At 63.9% G+C, this 15,162-nt stretch carries 16 protein-coding genes and 3 pseudogenes; 7 read left to right on the top strand and 12 right to left on the bottom strand.

What is annotated here, in order from left to right; all coding sequences use genetic code 11:
- Window positions 1–6 precede the first annotated feature (6 nt).
- Window positions 7–1,941: a bifunctional 5-dehydro-2-deoxygluconokinase/5-dehydro-2-deoxyphosphogluconate aldolase gene (gene iolC / locus EJ077_RS29310; RefSeq protein ID WP_208698304.1), complete on the bottom strand. Its 1,935-nt coding sequence runs from the start codon at window positions 1,939–1,941 to the stop codon at window positions 7–9.
- A 155-nt stretch (window positions 1,942–2,096) separates the two neighbouring features.
- On the bottom strand, window positions 2,097–2,942 hold the full coding sequence (locus EJ077_RS29315; protein ID WP_208698307.1) for a MurR/RpiR family transcriptional regulator: 846 nt from the start codon (window positions 2,940–2,942) through the stop codon (window positions 2,097–2,099).
- Window positions 2,943–3,091: 149 nt separating this feature from the next.
- Here EJ077_RS29315 and EJ077_RS29320 point away from each other — a divergent pair, with 149 nt between their 5' ends.
- On the top strand, window positions 3,092–4,201 hold the full coding sequence (locus tag EJ077_RS29320; RefSeq protein ID WP_208698309.1) for a Gfo/Idh/MocA family protein: 1,110 nt from the start codon (window positions 3,092–3,094) through the stop codon (window positions 4,199–4,201).
- 347 nt (window positions 4,202–4,548) lie between these two features.
- Here EJ077_RS29320 and EJ077_RS29325 read toward each other — a convergent pair.
- A pseudogene (locus EJ077_RS29325) lies at window positions 4,549–5,258 on the bottom strand (helix-turn-helix transcriptional regulator).
- A 129-nt stretch (window positions 5,259–5,387) separates the two neighbouring features.
- On the opposite strand from EJ077_RS29325, the gene EJ077_RS29330 reads away from it, so the two are divergent.
- Window positions 5,388–6,023, top strand: a complete 636-nt coding sequence (locus EJ077_RS29330) for a LysE family translocator (protein ID WP_127279237.1) — start codon at window positions 5,388–5,390, stop codon at window positions 6,021–6,023.
- A gap of 128 nt (window positions 6,024–6,151) precedes the next feature.
- On the opposite strand, the gene coaA is transcribed toward EJ077_RS29330, so the two are convergent.
- The 9 genes and pseudogenes from coaA to hisB form a co-directional block, all read right to left on the bottom strand.
- Window positions 6,152–7,111, bottom strand: a complete 960-nt coding sequence (gene coaA / locus EJ077_RS29335) for a type I pantothenate kinase (RefSeq protein WP_127280827.1) — start codon at window positions 7,109–7,111, stop codon at window positions 6,152–6,154.
- A 24-nt stretch (window positions 7,112–7,135) separates the two neighbouring features.
- A pseudogene (locus EJ077_RS29340) lies at window positions 7,136–7,458 on the bottom strand (phosphoribosyl-ATP diphosphatase).
- 60 nt (window positions 7,459–7,518) lie between these two features.
- On the bottom strand, window positions 7,519–8,313 hold the full coding sequence (hisF, locus tag EJ077_RS29345; RefSeq protein WP_208703162.1) for an imidazole glycerol phosphate synthase subunit HisF: 795 nt from the start codon (window positions 8,311–8,313) through the stop codon (window positions 7,519–7,521).
- Window positions 8,310–9,146, bottom strand: a complete 837-nt coding sequence (locus tag EJ077_RS29350) for an arginase family protein (protein ID WP_208698311.1) — start codon at window positions 9,144–9,146, stop codon at window positions 8,310–8,312. Before EJ077_RS29350 ends, hisF begins: the two co-directional genes overlap by 4 nt.
- A complete protein-coding gene (gene hisA / locus EJ077_RS29355) occupies window positions 9,143–9,892 on the bottom strand; it encodes a 1-(5-phosphoribosyl)-5-[(5-phosphoribosylamino)methylideneamino]imidazole-4-carboxamide isomerase (protein ID WP_208698313.1) in 750 nt (249 codons plus the stop codon). Before hisA ends, EJ077_RS29350 begins: the two co-directional genes overlap by 4 nt.
- Window positions 9,893–10,183 carry a DUF1330 domain-containing protein gene (locus EJ077_RS29360; protein WP_208698315.1) on the bottom strand — a complete coding sequence of 97 codons (291 nt, stop codon included), beginning with the start codon at window positions 10,181–10,183 and terminating at the stop codon, window positions 9,893–9,895.
- 5 nt (window positions 10,184–10,188) lie between these two features.
- Window positions 10,189–10,839, bottom strand: a complete 651-nt coding sequence (hisH, locus tag EJ077_RS29365) for an imidazole glycerol phosphate synthase subunit HisH (RefSeq protein WP_208698317.1) — start codon at window positions 10,837–10,839, stop codon at window positions 10,189–10,191.
- Between the two features lies 1 nt (window position 10,840).
- The gene (locus EJ077_RS29370) at window positions 10,841–11,317 is read right to left on the bottom strand and encodes a DUF2628 domain-containing protein (RefSeq protein WP_208698318.1); all 477 of its coding nucleotides are present in this window, start codon (window positions 11,315–11,317) and stop codon (window positions 10,841–10,843) included.
- A 4-nt stretch (window positions 11,318–11,321) separates the two neighbouring features.
- Window positions 11,322–11,921: an imidazoleglycerol-phosphate dehydratase HisB gene (hisB, locus tag EJ077_RS29375; protein WP_208698319.1), complete on the bottom strand. Its 600-nt coding sequence runs from the start codon at window positions 11,919–11,921 to the stop codon at window positions 11,322–11,324.
- 232 nt (window positions 11,922–12,153) lie between these two features.
- Here hisB and hslV point away from each other — a divergent pair, with 232 nt between their 5' ends.
- From hslV to hslU, 5 genes and pseudogenes are all read left to right on the top strand, one after another.
- A complete protein-coding gene (gene hslV, locus EJ077_RS29380; protein WP_208698320.1) occupies window positions 12,154–12,705 on the top strand; it encodes an ATP-dependent protease subunit HslV in 552 nt (183 codons plus the stop codon).
- Window positions 12,695–12,862 (top strand): annotated as a pseudogene (locus EJ077_RS32915) (acetyltransferase); the annotation flags it as partial. The gene hslV and the pseudogene EJ077_RS32915, both read left to right, overlap by 11 nt.
- Window positions 12,796–13,212, top strand: coding sequence for a GNAT family N-acetyltransferase (locus EJ077_RS29385; protein ID WP_416859558.1), 417 nt, complete (start codon window positions 12,796–12,798; stop codon window positions 13,210–13,212). The pseudogene EJ077_RS32915 and the gene EJ077_RS29385, both read left to right, overlap by 67 nt.
- An 8-nt stretch (window positions 13,213–13,220) precedes the next feature.
- Window positions 13,221–13,820 (top strand): DUF2585 domain-containing protein, encoded by a 600-nt coding sequence (locus EJ077_RS29390; protein ID WP_208698321.1) that lies wholly within the window; start codon window positions 13,221–13,223, stop codon window positions 13,818–13,820.
- Window positions 13,821–13,824: 4 nt separating this feature from the next.
- Window positions 13,825–15,135 (top strand): ATP-dependent protease ATPase subunit HslU, encoded by a 1,311-nt coding sequence (gene hslU / locus EJ077_RS29395; RefSeq protein WP_208698322.1) that lies wholly within the window; start codon window positions 13,825–13,827, stop codon window positions 15,133–15,135.
- Window positions 15,136–15,162 lie beyond the last annotated feature (27 nt).

The following is a 15,162-nucleotide window of genomic DNA, read 5'->3' on the forward strand; positions in this document are numbered from 1 at the left end:
GGCCCGTTATGCCGCCTTGCGGCCGCGCGCGGCAAGCCACGCCTCGGTCAACTGTTCGAAGCGCGAGGCCATGTCGGCGACGGCCTCGTCATCGGACATTTTGCCGGCCAGCCATTGTTCGGCCGCGTGGACGAAGATGGTGCGGCCGACGGCAAAGCCCTTGACGATGGGCGCCTTGGCGGTGGCGGCAAAAGCCGCCTCCAGCTCGTCCTGCGGCGCCTCCAGCCCAAGCAGGACGATGCCGCGGCACCAGGGATCGTGCTTCAGGATCACCGCCTCGATCTTGGCCCAGGCGCCGCTCGACGCCTGCGGCTCGAGCTTCCACCAGTCCGGCTTGATGCCGAGCGCATAGAGTTCCTCCAGCGCGCGCGGGATCGTCGTGTCGTCGAGCTTGCCATGCTTGCCGGCGATGATCTCGATGAGCAGTTCCCGGCCGACCTTGCGCGCGGCCTCGAACAGCGCGCGCAGCTTCTGCTGCTGTTCTTCCTTGAGTTCCGCCGGATCGTCCGGGTGGTAGAAGCACAGGCACTTGATGCAGTGATCGACGGGCCATTCGGTGAGCTGCGAGCCGATATCCTGCGAGAATTCGAAACGCAGCGGCCGCGAGCCCGGCAGTTCGACCGGCCGGCCCAGCCAGGCGAAGGGATGCCTGGCGAATTCGAACATTGCCTCGCGGCCATGCTTCTCGTCGATCAGCATGCCGTAGCCGTCGCGGCCGGCAGCGACCTTGGCCGCCGCCTTGACCGCCAGCACCTTGAAATCGCGGATGCGCGCCGGATCGGCGCCGGTCTTGGCCGCCACATCCTCGAGCTGCACACGGTGGTCGCAGGCGAGCGCCATCAGCGAAGGGATGTCGCGCCGGCGGGTGGTTGCCCAATGGATGTGGTTGATCGCCTCGTCCTTGCGCAGCGCGCGACGCTTGCTGCCGTTCTTGAGGAAGAACTGCAGCTCCTCGAAGGTCGGATATTCCGGTGCGCACAAGAGCCGGGATACGGCGAAGGCGCCGCAGGCATTGGCCCAGGTCGCCGCGGTTTTGAAGCTTTCACCGCCGAGCCAGCCGCGCAGCAAGCCGGACATGAAGGCGTCACCGGCGCCCAGCACATTGTAGATCTCGATCGGGAACCCCTCGCCGACGATGCCGTCCTCGAGATCGTCGCTGATCGGCCCGTCATAGACGATGCAGCCCATGGCGCCGCGCTTCAAGACGATGGTCGCCGAGGACAGGGCGCGGATCGTCTTCAGCGCGCTCAGGCAGTCGTCGGCGCCGGACGCGATCATGATCTCTTCCTCGGTGCCGACGATGAGGTCGCAGTCGGGCAGCACCGTCTTCAACTGGGCCGAGACCCGGTCCGACTTGACGTAACGCTCGAAGCCTTCGGCGTGGCCGGCGAGACCCCAAAGGTTCGGCCGGTAGTCGATGTCGAAGACCACCTTGCCGCCCCTGGCCTTCATGATGCGGATCGCCTTGCGCTGGGCGGCGTCGCTGTTGGGGCGGGAAAAATGCGTGCCGGTGACGACGATGGCGCGGGCCGAGGCGATGAAAGCCTCGTCTATATCCTCTTCGGCCAGCGCCATGTCGGCGCAGTCGGAGCGGTAGAAGATCATCGGCGAAACGCCTTCGCTCTCGACCGAAAGCAGCACCAGCGCGGTCAGCCGTTCCTTGTCGGTCTTCAGCCCGTCGGTGTTGACGCCTTCGCGCTTCAGCTGCTCGCGGATGAAGCGGCCCATCTGCTCGTCGCCGACGCGCGTCAGCAGCGCCGAGCGCAGGCCGAGCCGCGCCGTGCCGACCGAAATGTTGGCCGGGCAGCCGCCGACCGACTTGGCGAAGGAGGTGATATCCTCGAGCCGCGAGCCGATCTGCTGGCCATAAAGGTCGACGGAAGCGCGACCGATGGTGATGACATCGAGCGGCGCCTGTCTTGCGTCCACGGCTTCGCTCATTGGAACCTCCCGTCGGTCTTGTCGTCATGGACAACATTGTTGGGTAACACGCGCGAGCGGCAGCGTGGCGCCAGCAATATGAAATAATAATTCCAATCCATAGTCAATATGGAATGAGCATTCCCTGATCTAAAATTGCCTTTTTGGATGTCTGGTCAAGCCTGGCGCTTGCGGCTCGCATCGCGCCGCTTCTCGCCGACGCCGACGGTCAGCGCCATCGCCAGCGCCATTGTCGCCGACAGCGAACGGAAACCGGCGAAATCCGCTTCGGCAACCTCGAACCAGACCCTGGCGAACTGGGCCAACGGCGAGAAAGAGCTGTCGGTGATTGCAACGATCGGCACGCCCTGCTCGGAAATGGTGCGCGCTTCCTCGATCGTGGCCGGTGCGTAGGGCGAGAAGCTGATGGCGATGACGGCGTCCGCCGGTGTGGCGAAGCCGACCATCTCGGCATTCAGGCCGGCAGCCGATTCGATCAGCTGGTTGCGGATCTTCAGCTTGCCCAGCGCGTAGGCGATATAGCTCGCCACCGGATAGGAGCGCCGTTTGGCCAGGACATAGATGGTCTGCGCCTTTGCCAGCAGCGAAATCGCGTCTTCCAGATGCGCGTCGTCCAGCGTGCGGGAAATGTCGTTGAGCGAGGTGCTGGCGGCGGCGACGAACCCGTCGAAGATCGCCCGGTGGCCGGCGCCGTCCTCGGCCTTGGCGCGCAGCGCCTGCAGCCGCTCGTCATAGGAGGAGTTGCGCTCGCGCAGCCGCTCGCGGAACACCTGCTGCAGGCTGGTAAAGCCGTCGAACCCGAGTTGCTGGGCAAAGCGGATCAGGGTCGAGGGCTGCACGCCGGCCGAAGCGGCGATGCTGGCGGCGGTGCCGAAGGCGATGTCGTCCGGATTGTCGAGCGCATAGGCGGCGATCTGGGCGATGCGCTTGGGCAGGCTCTCGCGCCGGTCCAGAATGGTGGCGCGCAGCGTCTCGAAGTCGCGAGGTACCTGTTCGTCCATCGTCGCTCTGCTCAGGCCTGTCTGGAGGCTCTCTGTGCCCCATCATAGCGGGCCTGCGCAAGAACACCATAAAAATGAGCCAGACATTCCATTTCAGGAGAAAATGGACTAATTCATCCACGGCAGATTTTCACGCGGTGGAGAAGAAGATGGTCGGCGTCGGTCTTATCGGCACGGGTTTCATGGGCAAGTGTCACGCCATAGCATGGAGTGCCGTCGGCGCCGTCTTTCCCGATGTCGCCAAGCCGAAGCTGGTGCATCTCGGCGAGGTCAATGAGGAGCTGGCAAGGCGCAGGGCCGGCGAGTTCGGCTTCGCCAAGGCATCCGGCGACTGGCGTGCCGTCGTCAACGATCCGGAGGTCGACGTCGTCTCGCTGACGACGCCCAACCAGTTTCATCCGGAAATGGCCATCGCCATCCTCGAAGCCGGCAAGCATCTGTGGTGCGAAAAGCCGATGGCGCCGAGCTTCGCCGAGGCCGAGGCAATGGCGGCCGCCGCCAAGACATCAGGCAAGATTGCCGCGCTTGGCTACAATTACATCCAGAGCCCGGCCATCCGTCACATCGGCGCGCTGCTCGACGAGAAGATCATCGGTGAGGTCAACCATCTGCGCATAGAGATGGACGAGGATTTCATGGCCGATCCCGAGGCGCTGTTCTTCTGGAAGCACGAAGCGACTTCAGGCTATGGCGCGCTCGACGATTTCGCCGTTCATCCGCTGTCGCTGGTCACGGCGCTGTTCGGCCGCGTCGCCAGCGTCATCTGCGACATGGCCAAGCCCTATGCCGACCGCAAGCTCGCGGCGGGCGGCCGGCGGGCGGTCGAGACCTACGATATCGCCAGCGTGCTGATGCATCTGGAGAACGGCATTGCCGGAACGCTGCAGGTCAACCGCTCGGCCTGGGGCCGCAAGGGCCGCATCGCCATCCAGATCTTCGGCTCCAAGGGTTCGATCCTGTTCGACCAGGAGCGGATGAACGAATTCCAGCTCTATCTGACATCCGACCGACCGACCGAACAGGGCTATCGCACCATATTGGTGGCGCCGCAGCACAAGCCCTATGATCTTTTCGTGCCGGCGCCCGGCCACAGCCTCGGCTTCAACGATCTCAAGATCATCGAGTGCCACGAATTGCTGACACGGCTGGCCGGCAAGCCGGCCCGGCTCATCGAGTTCGCCGAAGGGCTGGAGATCGAGCGCACCGTGCACGCCATGGCGCGCTCGCATGAGGAAAAGCGCTGGGTGGATGTGAGGTAGGAAGGCAGGTTGTCGACTGAAGGCGCTCGCCTATGCGGCGTGTGAACCATCGCAACGCGTGTGATTAGCCGAGGCCTTCCCTAAGTCGTCATCCCTGGGCGGAGCAGGAGCGAAGCTCCGTCGCGAAGACCCTGGGATCCATTCCGTGACTGCGATCGTCGGGTGCAGCGGAGCAGAATTCTGCACCGTTGCAGCACTTCAATGTAACGGAATGGATCCTCGGGTCTGCGCTGCGTCGCTGCGCTCCTCGCTCCGCCCGTGGATGACGAAGCACAATGTTTCGGCCAAGACCAAGGGATGATCCTGCCACCGTAAGTACGGGGAGATTCCGTACCGGTCCAAGCGTTTTACGATCCTCCGGCGGCGGGAGATGCCGCATTGACCTCCCAGCCATTCACCCAAACCTGCCGCAAGCGGTCGCCTTCGCCTTTGAAGCGTAACCCGCTCGGCTGGCAGTCCTCGATGCGGTCGCTGCGGAAATTGCGGATCGCCTGGCGCAGCTCGCACCAGGCGACGATGTTGGCGGCTTCGGCGTAGTAGATCAGCGCGATCGGGCGGATGAGCCGCTCGGAGGCACGGCCTGCTTCGTCGCGGTAGGAAAGGTCGAGCTTCTCCTCGTCGCGGATGGCGCGGCGCACCAGCGACAGGTCGATCGTGCCGGCGGCGGGCGCGGCAAAGCCCCAGGCATGCAGCGCGTTGGCGTCGAGCGTCTGGCGCAAGGGCGGCGGCACCGCGCCGGCGATCTTGGCGCTGACGCGCTTGGCCGCCTGCTTGAGCTCGTCGTCTCCCGTGCGCTCGAGCAGCGCCAGCGACAGCACGATCGCCTCCATCTCCTCGATCGAGAACATCAGCGGCGGCAGGTCGAAGCCAGGGCGCAGGATATAGCCGATGCCACGGCCCCCTCGATCGGGACGCGCATGGCCTGCAGCGCGGCGATGTCGCGGTAGATCGAGCGTATCGTCACCTCCAGTTGCCCGGCAATCATTGCCGCCGTCACCGGCTGCCTGGCCAGCCGCAGGATCTGGATGATCTCGAACAGGCGCGAGGCCTTGCGCATTTTTCTCCACCGGCTGCGATCACAACTGACACACCATCGTCAGTTGGGCCAATCTATAGGATCGCCCATCGGCTTGAAAATCAACAAATTCCTTGGCGGCACGCCGCCAAGATGCGACAGGCAACTGACATGAGCTACGCGGAAAATCTCTGGCTTTTCTTTCTTCTCCTATTCGGCATCATTGCCGTTCCAGGCATGGACATGCTGTTCGTGCTCGCCAACGCGCTGACCGGCGGACGCGACAGAGGGCTGGCGGCGACCGGCGGCATCATGGTCGGCGGCATGGTGCACACGCTGAACGGCGCTGTCGGCGTCGGCCTGCTCATGCATTTCGTGCCGATCCTGTTCAAGCCGCTGCTGATCGCCGGCGCCGCCTACATGGCCTATATCGGCATCACGCTGATGCGCAGCTCCATCACCGTCGGCCATGAGGGGCCGGCCGGCAGCCGTTCCGCATGGAAAGCGTTTCGCCAGGGTTTCGTGACCTGCCTGATCAACCCGAAGGCGTATCTCTTCGTTCTGGCCGTGTACCCGCAGTTCCTGAAACCGCACTACGGTCCGATCTGGATGCAGGCGACGATCATGGGCCTGCTGACCGTGCTGACGCAGGCCGCGATCTATGGCGGGCTGGCCATTTCTGCCGGCCGCAGCCGCAGCCTTCTGATCGCCAATCCGCGGGCGACCGTTCTTGCCGGCCGCGCCGCCGGGCTGCTGCTGTTCGCGGTCTCGGTCTTCACCGCATGGGAGGGGCTGAGGGCGGCATAATTCCCAAACAAGCGGGTGAGGATTCTATCAAACGCTGAACCGTTCTAGAGCAATTCCAGGAAAAGTGTGAGCGGTTTTCCGTCAGGAATTGCGTCGAAACAAAGAGTAGAGCGGTTCGGTGAAACGCTCTAGAGCTTGCGCAGCGCCACTTCCTCGACCAGGTGGTCGGCGCCCTTGCGCAGGATCAAGTCGGCGCGGGCGCGCGTCGGCAGGATGTTCTCGCGCAGGTTCTTCAGGTTGATGTTGGTCCACAGGCCCTCGGCGATCGCCTTGGCCGCATCCTCCGACAGCCGCGAATAGCGGTGGAAGAAGGAGTCCGGATTGCGGAAAGCGGTCTCGCGCAGCCGCATGAAGCGGGAAATATACCATTGGTGGATCAGCTTCTCGTCGGCATCGATATAGATGGCGAAGTCGAAGAAGTCGGACAGGAAAGGCACGATCTTGCCGTCCTGCGGCAGCTTGCCCGGCTGCAGCACGTTGATGCCTTCGAAGATCAGGATGTCGGGCCGGTCGATGGTGACGAACTCGCCGGGGATGACGTCATAGGTGAGGTGCGAATAGACCGGCGCGCGGACATCGGGCAACGCCGACTTGATGCCCGAGAGGAAGCGCAGCAGCGCACCGACATCATAGCTGTCGGGAAACCCCTTGCGCTCCATCAGGTTTTCGCGGCGCAGCACCTCGTTGGGCAGCAGGAAGCCGTCCGTGGTGATGAGGTCGACCTTGGGGCTCGACGGCCACCGCGCCAGCAATTCCTTCAGCACGCGCGCGGTGGTCGACTTGCCGACCGCGACCGAACCGGCGATGCCGATGATGAACGGTGTCTTGGCGACGTCGACGGCGTTGAAGAAGGCCTGGCGCTGCCGGAACAGAAGCTGGCTCGCCTCGACATGCGCCGACAAAAGCCGCGACAGCGACAGATAGATGCGCTTGACCTCTTCGAGGTCGACCGGGTCGTTGAGCGACCGCAGGCGGCGGAACTCGTCCTCGCTCAGCGTCAGCGGCGTGTCGGCGCGGAATTGCGACCATTGCTCGGCCGAGAAGAAGCGAAACGGGGAATATTTCTCGGTTGGCGCGAGCTGATCCATCGAGATACCTGCCCTCCCTCGCGGTCAGCCCTTGGGCCGTGACGCCTTCTCGGCGATGCCCGAACGCCCGGTGCGGCCTTCGAGCTCCCTGAGCACGTCGTTCAGCGGAACGCCCGCTATGCCGAGAACGACGAGCCAATGATATATAAGATCGGCGCTTTCCGAAACGAGGCCCTGTTTGTCGCCCTTGACGGCGGCAATCACGGTCTCGACCGCCTCCTCGCCGAGCTTCTGTGCCGCCTTGTCCATGCCGCGCGAAAACAGCTTGGCCGTCCATGAGTCCGGATCGCCGGAATGGGCGCGGTCGCTGACGATTTTTCCAGGTCGGAGAGCGAAAACTCGGCCATGTCAGTCTATCTTCTTGTTTAAGCCTGCTCTTTTCCGAAAGCCGGTTCAAGGACCATGCTCTAGGACCTGTTACCCAGCGAGTCCAGCCGCATCGGCAGGCCGGCCTCGGCCATATGCGCCTTGGCTTGCGCGATCGTGTAGGTGCCGAAATGGAAGATGGAGGCCGCCAGAACAGCACCTGCATGGCCGTCACGGATGCCTTCGACCATATGATCCAGCGTGCCGACGCCACCCGATGCGATGACCGGCGCGCGCACCGCGTCCGATACCGCGCGGGTCAGCGCGATGTCGTAGCCGGCCTTGGTGCCGTCGCGGTCCATCGAGGTCAACAGGATCTCGCCGGCGCCGCGATCGACCATTTTTCGCGCAAACTCGACGGCGTCGATGCCGGTCTTCTCGCGCCCGCCATGGGTGAATATCTCCCAGCGGTCGGCCTCGCCGGGGCCGGAGACCTTCTTGGCATCGATGGCAACGACGATGCACTGGTTGCCGAACTTGTCGGCGGCTTCGGCGACGAAATCCGGGTTCTTCACCGCGGCTGTGTTGATCGACACCTTGTCGGCGCCGGCCAGCAGCAATTTCCTGATGTCGGAAACCTGGCGCACGCCGCCGCCGACGGTCAGCGGCATGAAGCATTGTTCGGCGGTGCGGGCGATGACGTCGAAGATGGTCTCGCGATTGTCCGATGAAGCAGTGATGTCGAGAAAGCAGAGCTCGTCGGCGCCGGCGGCATCATAGGCCTTGGCTGCCTCCACCGGATCGCCGGCGTCGATGAGATCGACGAAATTGACGCCCTTGACGACACGGCCGTCCTTGACGTCGAGGCAAGGGATGACACGGGCTTTCAGCATCAGCGGCCCTCTATCGTGGCAAGCAGATCGTTGAGCAACTGGCCGACCAGCGGCGGCACGTCGGCCTGGGCATCGAAGGCCGGATCGTAAGCGGAAACGGTGATGCCGACGACCGGCACCGCAAGCGCCATGGCGCAGGCCGCGTGGCGCAGCTGCTCCGGGTTCGGTCCGCCTGATGTGATGTAGCGGTTGGCCTGCAGCGCCTTGGGTTCATGCACGTCGAGATCGAGATGCATGTGCACGCTGTTGGCGCCGGCGGCCTTCAGTTGTTCCGTCGCTTGCGCCACGCCGGGACATTCCGTCCGGATGACCGGCAATGTTTCGAGAAGTTTTTCCTCCGCCGGATCGAGATCGCGGGCGTTGACGAGCACGCAGCGCGTGGGGTCGATCGGCCTGAAGCCGGGAATGGCCGATGCCATCGGACGCCAGCACAGGCCGAGCACCGTCGACAGCGCCATGCCGTCGAGAAAACCATATACGGACGTCTCGGGCGTGTTGAGGTCGCCATGCTGGTCGGCCCAGATGATGGCGTCGGCGCCTTCGCCGGCTACCGCGCCGGCACTGGTCAGGCAGTTTCCGGCCAGCACGATGGGAAACCGCCCCCTGTCGCGGGCTATGCGGACCTCGCCCGAGACGGCGTTGCAGACGGCAAAACCCGTGGCGATCTCGCGCTCCTGGTCGTCGCCGACCCTGCCGATATCCCCGACCGTGACGTCATGGCCGGCAAGGGTCAGGGCGTCGACCAGCCCGCCCGAGATCAGCGCGTCGGGCCCCTGGCCCATGCCGCCGTGATAGTGGCCGCTGTCATAGGAGCCCAGGATGAGCGAAACCTTCACGACCGCGTCTCCGTCGCCGCCCTGCCCTGCAGGATCGCCAGCGCCTCTGCGGGATCGATGCGGCCGTCATAGAGCGCACGGCCCGAGATGGCGCCTTCGAGCTTTTGTGCATCGGGCATGGTCATGCGCACGATGTCGGCGATCGAAGCCAGCCCGCCCGAGGCGATGACCGGGATCGACACGGCGTCGACGAGGTCGATGGTAGCGTCCCAGTTGATGCCGGTCAGCACGCCGTCGCGGTCGATGTCGGTGTAGATGATGGCGGCCACGCCGGCGCCTTCGAATTTCCTGGCCAGTTCGATGACGCCGAGTTCAGAGGCCTCGGCCCAACCTTCGACCGCCACCTTGCCGCCCTTGGCGTCGATGCCGACGGCGATCTTGCCCGGAAATGCCTTGCAGGCCTGCCTGACCAGATCGGGATCGCGCACCGCCACCGTGCCGAGGATGACGCGGGCCAGCCCACGGTCGAGCCAATCCTCGATCTGCGCAATCGTGCGGATGCCGCCGCCGAGCTGCACCGGGTTCTTGGTCGCTTTCAGGATGGCGCCGACCGCGGCGCTGTTGACGCTCTGGCCCTGGAAAGCGCCGTTGAGGTCGACGACATGCAGCCACTCAAAACCCTGCTCCTCGAAGGCTTTGGCCTGCGCGGCCGGATCGTTATTGTAGATGGTCGCGGTCGCCATGTCGCCGTGCTTGAGGCGCACGCATTGGCCGTCCTTGAGGTCGATGGCTGGAAACAGGATCACTCAGGCACCCTCGACGATGGCGAAATGTCCGGTCGAAGAAGCCAGCCTGTTTTGCAACGCTGTCTGGTAGGCTGGCGATCGATAGCAGCTGAGCGCGGTTTCATAAGAGTCGAACTCAACCACCACCTGCCTGCCAAATTCCGACCCTTCGGGATTGGTCACTTGTCCGCCGCGCACGAGATAGCGGCCTCCGAAAGACGAAACCGCGTCGCCGATGGCGTCGCGGTAACGCCGATATCCTTCCGGGTCTGTCACCGTCAGCATCACTAGCCAATAGCCCTTCTTGTTCATGGTGTTCAGGGCCTCCAGCGCAGGAAATTCGTGATCAGCGCCAGGCCCAGCGCCTGGCTCTTTTCAGGATGGAACTGCGTGCCGGCGAGATTGTCGCGAGCGACCGTGGCGGTCACCGGGCCGCCATAGTCGGCAACTGCAAGGACCTCGTCCGGCTTTTTCGCATCGAGATGGTAGGAGTGGACGAAATAGGCGTGCAACCCGTCCGGCCCGGTCGGAATGCCGGAAAATAGCGGGTGCCGATGCCTCAATTCGATCGTGTTCCAGCCGATCTGCGGGATCTTCAGCGCCGGATCGGAAGGCTGGATCTCCTTGACGTCGCCCGATATCCAGCCGAAGCCGTTGGTGGTGGTCTTCTCGAGGCCGCGCTGCGACATCAGCTGCATGCCGACGCAAATGCCCAGGAAAGGCCGGCCCTTGGCGATGGCGACCTCCTCGACCGCCTCCCACATGCCCTCGACGGCGCGCAGGCCGGCCGCGCAGTCGGCGTAAGCGCCGACCCCAGGCAGGACGATGCGGTCCGCGGTGCGCACACGGTCGGCGTCGGCCGTCAGGTCGATCCCGGCCGCGATGCCGGCCTCACGCGCGGCGCGCTCGAAAGCCTTGGTGGCCGAGCGCAGATTGCCCGAACCGTAATCGATGATCGCAACGCGCATCTCAGCGCCGTCCCGGAATGTGGGTCAGCCCCAGCGCCATGCCGGGCTGCGCCGGGCGCGCCAGAGCGGCATCCGGAACGATGCGCGGCGCGGGTGCCGCTTCATCCGAAAGACCTTCGACCTCAAGGGCATAGCGCATGTCGGCGTCCCCGAGCCGGCCGGCCTCGACGACGCCCCATTCATGCCAGCCGCGGCGGCGCAGCGCCGCGATGCGCAGTCCCTGGCCCTCCAGGCCGACATAGAGCGAGACGAGCAGCGACAGCAGCGAGCCGGCCACACCGAGGCCAAGTTTCTGGCCAAGCATCGAAAGCACGCTCATGATGACAAAGGCCAGCGCCGCTTCGACCCACAACCGGTGCCAGGCAAGCCACAGCGGCGGCACCAGCAGGCCGAGCCAGGTGAAGCCGTCGCGGACCAACGTCGTCATGTCGGCTTTCTCGCTGCGGCCAGGTGGCTCCATCACGACATAGGCGGTCATGAGGCTATCCCTTCAAAGAACCCTTGGTGGAGGGAACCGCGTCAGGCTGGCGCGGATCGCGCTCGAGCGCGGCGCGCAGCGCGCGCGCTACTGCCTTGAAGCAGGTCTCGGCGATATGATGGTTGTTGGCGCCATAGTGGTTGGTGACATGCAGCGTGATGCCGGCATTCTGCGCCAGCGCCTGGAAGAATTCACGCACCAGTTCGGTGTCGAAGGTGCCGATCTTGGGCGACGAGAACGAAACGTTCCAGACCAGGAAGGGGCGGCCCGACACGTCGATTGCCGCGCGCGTCAGCGTCTCGTCCATGGCAAGGTCGATCGAGGCATAGCGCATGATGCCGCGCCGCTCGCCCAGCGCCTTGGTCAAGGCCTGGCCGAGCGCGATGCCGGTATCCTCGACGGTGTGGTGGTCGTCTATGTGCAGGTCGCCCTTGGCCTTGACGGTCATGTCGATCAGCGAATGGCGGGAAAGCTGGTCCAGCATATGGTCGAAGAAGCCGACGCCGGTGGCGATGTCCGATTTGCCGGAGCCCTCGACATGGATCGACACCGAGATGTCGGTTTCCCTGGTCTTGCGGCTTGCGTCGGCGGAACGGGGCGCCATCACTCTATCCTTGTGCCAGTGGTTCAGATCGTGACCGGTTCACGGGCCTCAAGCGCTCGCTGGCTTGAAAACGAGAGCCTTCTAGCAGCATGATCCGGCGATTGCCAGTTGCGATCCCGGCCGCTATCGAGCGGTTTGCAATCATTGGCCCCATGCATACATATGGCCGATCAAAGTCACTCGTACCGCGCCAAATCGCCTTTTAAAGGGATGGCGCTGCTCGGAGCAGGAAATGTCCAATGAATTGACCATGCATGCCACGACGATCGTGACCGTGCGCAAGGGCAACAAGGTGGTGATCGCCGGCGACGGCCAGGTCAGCCTTGGCCAGACCATCATGAAGGGCAATGCCCGCAAAGTGCGCCGCATCGGCAAGGGCGGCAATGTGATTGCCGGTTTTGCGGGCGCCACCGCCGATGCCTTCACGCTGCTGGAGCGGCTCGAAGCCAAGCTCGAACAGTACCCCGATCAACTGACCCGCGCGTGCGTCGAACTCGCCAAGGACTGGCGCACCGACCGTTATCTGCGCCGGCTGGAGGCGATGATGCTGGTTGCCGACAAGTCGGTCTCGCTGGCGCTGACCGGCAATGGCGACGTGCTGGAGCCCGAACACGGCGTCATGGCCATCGGTTCGGGCGGCAATTACGCGCTGGCCGCGGCGCGCGCGCTGATGGATACCGACAAGGATGCCGAGGAGATCGCCCGCAAGGCGATGCAGATCGCCTCCGACATCTGCCTTTACACCAACAACAATTTCGTCGTCGAAACGCTCGATGCCGCCTGAGAGGGTGGTGCTGTATGATTTTCGGCCGGTCACCAAAAAGGACCTGCCGATGATCGCTGGCTGGCTGGCCGAGCCGCATGTCGCCGAGTGGTGGGACGATCCGGAGACGGAGATCGCCGCGATCAGCGATCATATCGAGAGTATTTCCGTCGAGCCGCTGATCGTCGAGCTCGACGGCAAGCCGATCGCCTATTTGCAGAGCTACGACCCGCATATGGAGGACGATCACCCTATGCCGATCAGCCGTTCGGCACGCTCGGCATTGATCTCTCGATCGGCCGTCCGGAACTGGTCGGTATCGGCCATGGCTCGGCGATCGTGCGCCAGTTCGTCGAAGACCTGTTCGAGGAAGGCGTGCCGCGCGTCATCATCGACCCCGATCCTGCCAACATCAGGGCTATTCGGGCCTATGAAAAGGCGGGATTTCGGGCCATTGATCGCAGGCAATCGATCTATGGCGACGTCGTGCTGATGGCGATCGACGCCGAAGACGGGCAAGAGGGGTAATCCAGGGCATGGCCACATCCAGCGAGGACAAGAGCCTTTCCGCTTACGAGGATAGCTGGCGGATGGGGCTGCTGATCGTCGCCGGCCTGCTCGTCGCCCAGGCCGTCACGCTCTATCTGATGGGCCATCCGCCGATCTGCACCTGCGGTTATGTCAAGCTGTGGCATGGCGTGGTGAACAGTTCGGAGAATTCCCAGCACATTTCGGACTGGTACACCTTTTCGCACGTCATCCACGGCTTCCTGTTTTATGCGCTGGCCCGGTTCCTGTTCCCGCGCTCGCCGATCGGCTTGCGGCTGGCATTCGCCGTCCTCATCGAGGGCGGCTGGGAAATCCTCGAAAACAGCCCGTTCATCATCGAGCGCTACCGCGCCGGCACCATCTCGCTCGATTATTACGGCGACTCGATCATCAATTCGGTGTCCGACACACTGGCCATGGTGCTGGGATTTGTGATGGCGCGAAGGCTACCTATATGGGTGGTCGTCAGCCTCGCCATCCTCTTCGAACTGGGTACCGGCTATCTCATCCGGGACAATCTGACGCTCAACGTGATCATGCTGCTGCATCCGTTCGAGGCCATCAAGCAGTGGCAAAGTGGAATTTAGTGATATGAGCACATTTTCTCCCCGCGAAATCGTTTCGGAACTCGACCGCTTCATCATCGGCCAGAAGGACGCCAAGCGCGCCGTGGCCATCGCCTTGCGCAACCGCTGGCGCCGCCAGCAGCTCGAAGGCCAGATGCGCGAAGAGGTGATGCCGAAGAATATCCTCATGATCGGGCCGACAGGCGTCGGCAAGACCGAGATCTCGCGCCGCCTGGCGCGGCTGGCCGGCGCGCCGTTCGTCAAGGTCGAGGCGACCAAATTCACCGAAGTCGGCTATGTCGGCCGTGATGTCGAGCAGATCATCCGCGACCTGGTCGAGATCGCCATCGGCTTGGTGCGCGAGAAGATGCGCGAGGACGTCAAGGCGCGGGCCCATGTCAATGCCGAGGAACGTGTGCTCGAAGCTCTGGTCGGCAAGACGGCGAGCCCGGCGACCCGCGACAGCTTCCGCAAGAAGCTGCGCGACGGCGAACTCGACGACAAGGAAATCGAGATCGAGGTGGCCGACACCGGCAATGGCGGCATGCCCGGCTTCGAGATTCCCGGCATGCCGGGCGCCAATATCGGCGTGCTCAACATCAACGACATGCTGTCGAAGGCGATGGGCGGCAAGAAGACCAAGCTGCGCAAGACCACGGTGAAGGAATCCTACGACCTGCTGGTTAGCGACGAGTCCGACAAGCTGCTCGACCAGGACGAGGTGGTGCGCCGGGCGCTGGACGCGACGGAGAATGACGGCATCGTCTTCCTCGACGAGATCGACAAGATCGCCGCCAGGTCTGACGTTTCGGGCGGCCCTTCGCGCGAAGGCGTGCAGCGCGACCTGCTGCCGCTGGTCGAAGGCACCACGGTGGCGACCAAATACGGGCCGTTGAAGACGGATCACATCCTGTTCATCGCGTCGGGCGCATTCCATGTCTCGAAGCCGTCCGACCTGCTGCCGGAACTGCAGGGCCGCCTGCCGATCCGCGTCGAGCTGCGTGCGCTGGAGAAGGAGGACTTCGTCCGCATCCTGACCGAGACCGAGGCGAGCCTGATCAAGCAGTATATCGCGCTGATGAAGACCGAAGGCGTCGAGCTCACCTTCACCGACGACGCCATCGATTCGCTCGCAGGCGTCGCCGTCGACCTCAACGCCAGCATCGAGAATATCGGCGCCCGGCGGCTGCAGACGGTGATGGAGCGGGTGCTGGACGAGATCTCCTACGATGCGCCCGACCGCAACGGCACGGCCGTCACCATCGACGCCGCCTATGTCCAGAAGCATGTCGGCGACCTCTCCCGAAACACGGATCTGTCGCGGTTCATCCTTTGAACGGCAGCGCCGGACCGTTCCGGCGCG

The organism is Mesorhizobium sp. M8A.F.Ca.ET.057.01.1.1 (genome assembly GCF_003952565.1).
GTDB lineage: Bacteria > Pseudomonadota > Alphaproteobacteria > Rhizobiales > Rhizobiaceae > Mesorhizobium.

What these genes read in the sequence shown, in the direction of transcription:
- iolC (WP_208698304.1), bottom strand. Translation starts at nt 1,941, where the DNA reads ATGAGCGAAGCCGTGGACGCAAGACAGGCGCCGCTCGATGTCATCACC.
- EJ077_RS29315 (WP_208698307.1), bottom strand. Translation starts at nt 2,942, where the DNA reads ATGGACGAACAGGTACCTCGCGACTTCGAGACGCTGCGCGCCACCATT.
- EJ077_RS29320 (WP_208698309.1), top strand. Translation starts at nt 3,092, where the DNA reads ATGGTCGGCGTCGGTCTTATCGGCACGGGTTTCATGGGCAAGTGTCAC.
- EJ077_RS29330 (WP_127279237.1), top strand. Translation starts at nt 5,388, where the DNA reads ATGAGCTACGCGGAAAATCTCTGGCTTTTCTTTCTTCTCCTATTCGGC.
- coaA (WP_127280827.1), bottom strand. Translation starts at nt 7,111, where the DNA reads ATGGATCAGCTCGCGCCAACCGAGAAATATTCCCCGTTTCGCTTCTTC.
- EJ077_RS29360 (WP_208698315.1), bottom strand. Translation starts at nt 10,183, where the DNA reads ATGAACAAGAAGGGCTATTGGCTAGTGATGCTGACGGTGACAGACCCG.
- hisH (WP_208698317.1), bottom strand. Translation starts at nt 10,839, where the DNA reads ATGCGCGTTGCGATCATCGATTACGGTTCGGGCAATCTGCGCTCGGCC.
- EJ077_RS29370 (WP_208698318.1), bottom strand. Translation starts at nt 11,317, where the DNA reads ATGACCGCCTATGTCGTGATGGAGCCACCTGGCCGCAGCGAGAAAGCC.
- hisB (WP_208698319.1), bottom strand. Translation starts at nt 11,921, where the DNA reads ATGGCGCCCCGTTCCGCCGACGCAAGCCGCAAGACCAGGGAAACCGAC.
- hslV (WP_208698320.1), top strand. Translation starts at nt 12,154, where the DNA reads ATGTCCAATGAATTGACCATGCATGCCACGACGATCGTGACCGTGCGC.
- EJ077_RS29390 (WP_208698321.1), top strand. Translation starts at nt 13,221, where the DNA reads ATGGCCACATCCAGCGAGGACAAGAGCCTTTCCGCTTACGAGGATAGC.
- hslU (WP_208698322.1), top strand. Translation starts at nt 13,825, where the DNA reads ATGAGCACATTTTCTCCCCGCGAAATCGTTTCGGAACTCGACCGCTTC.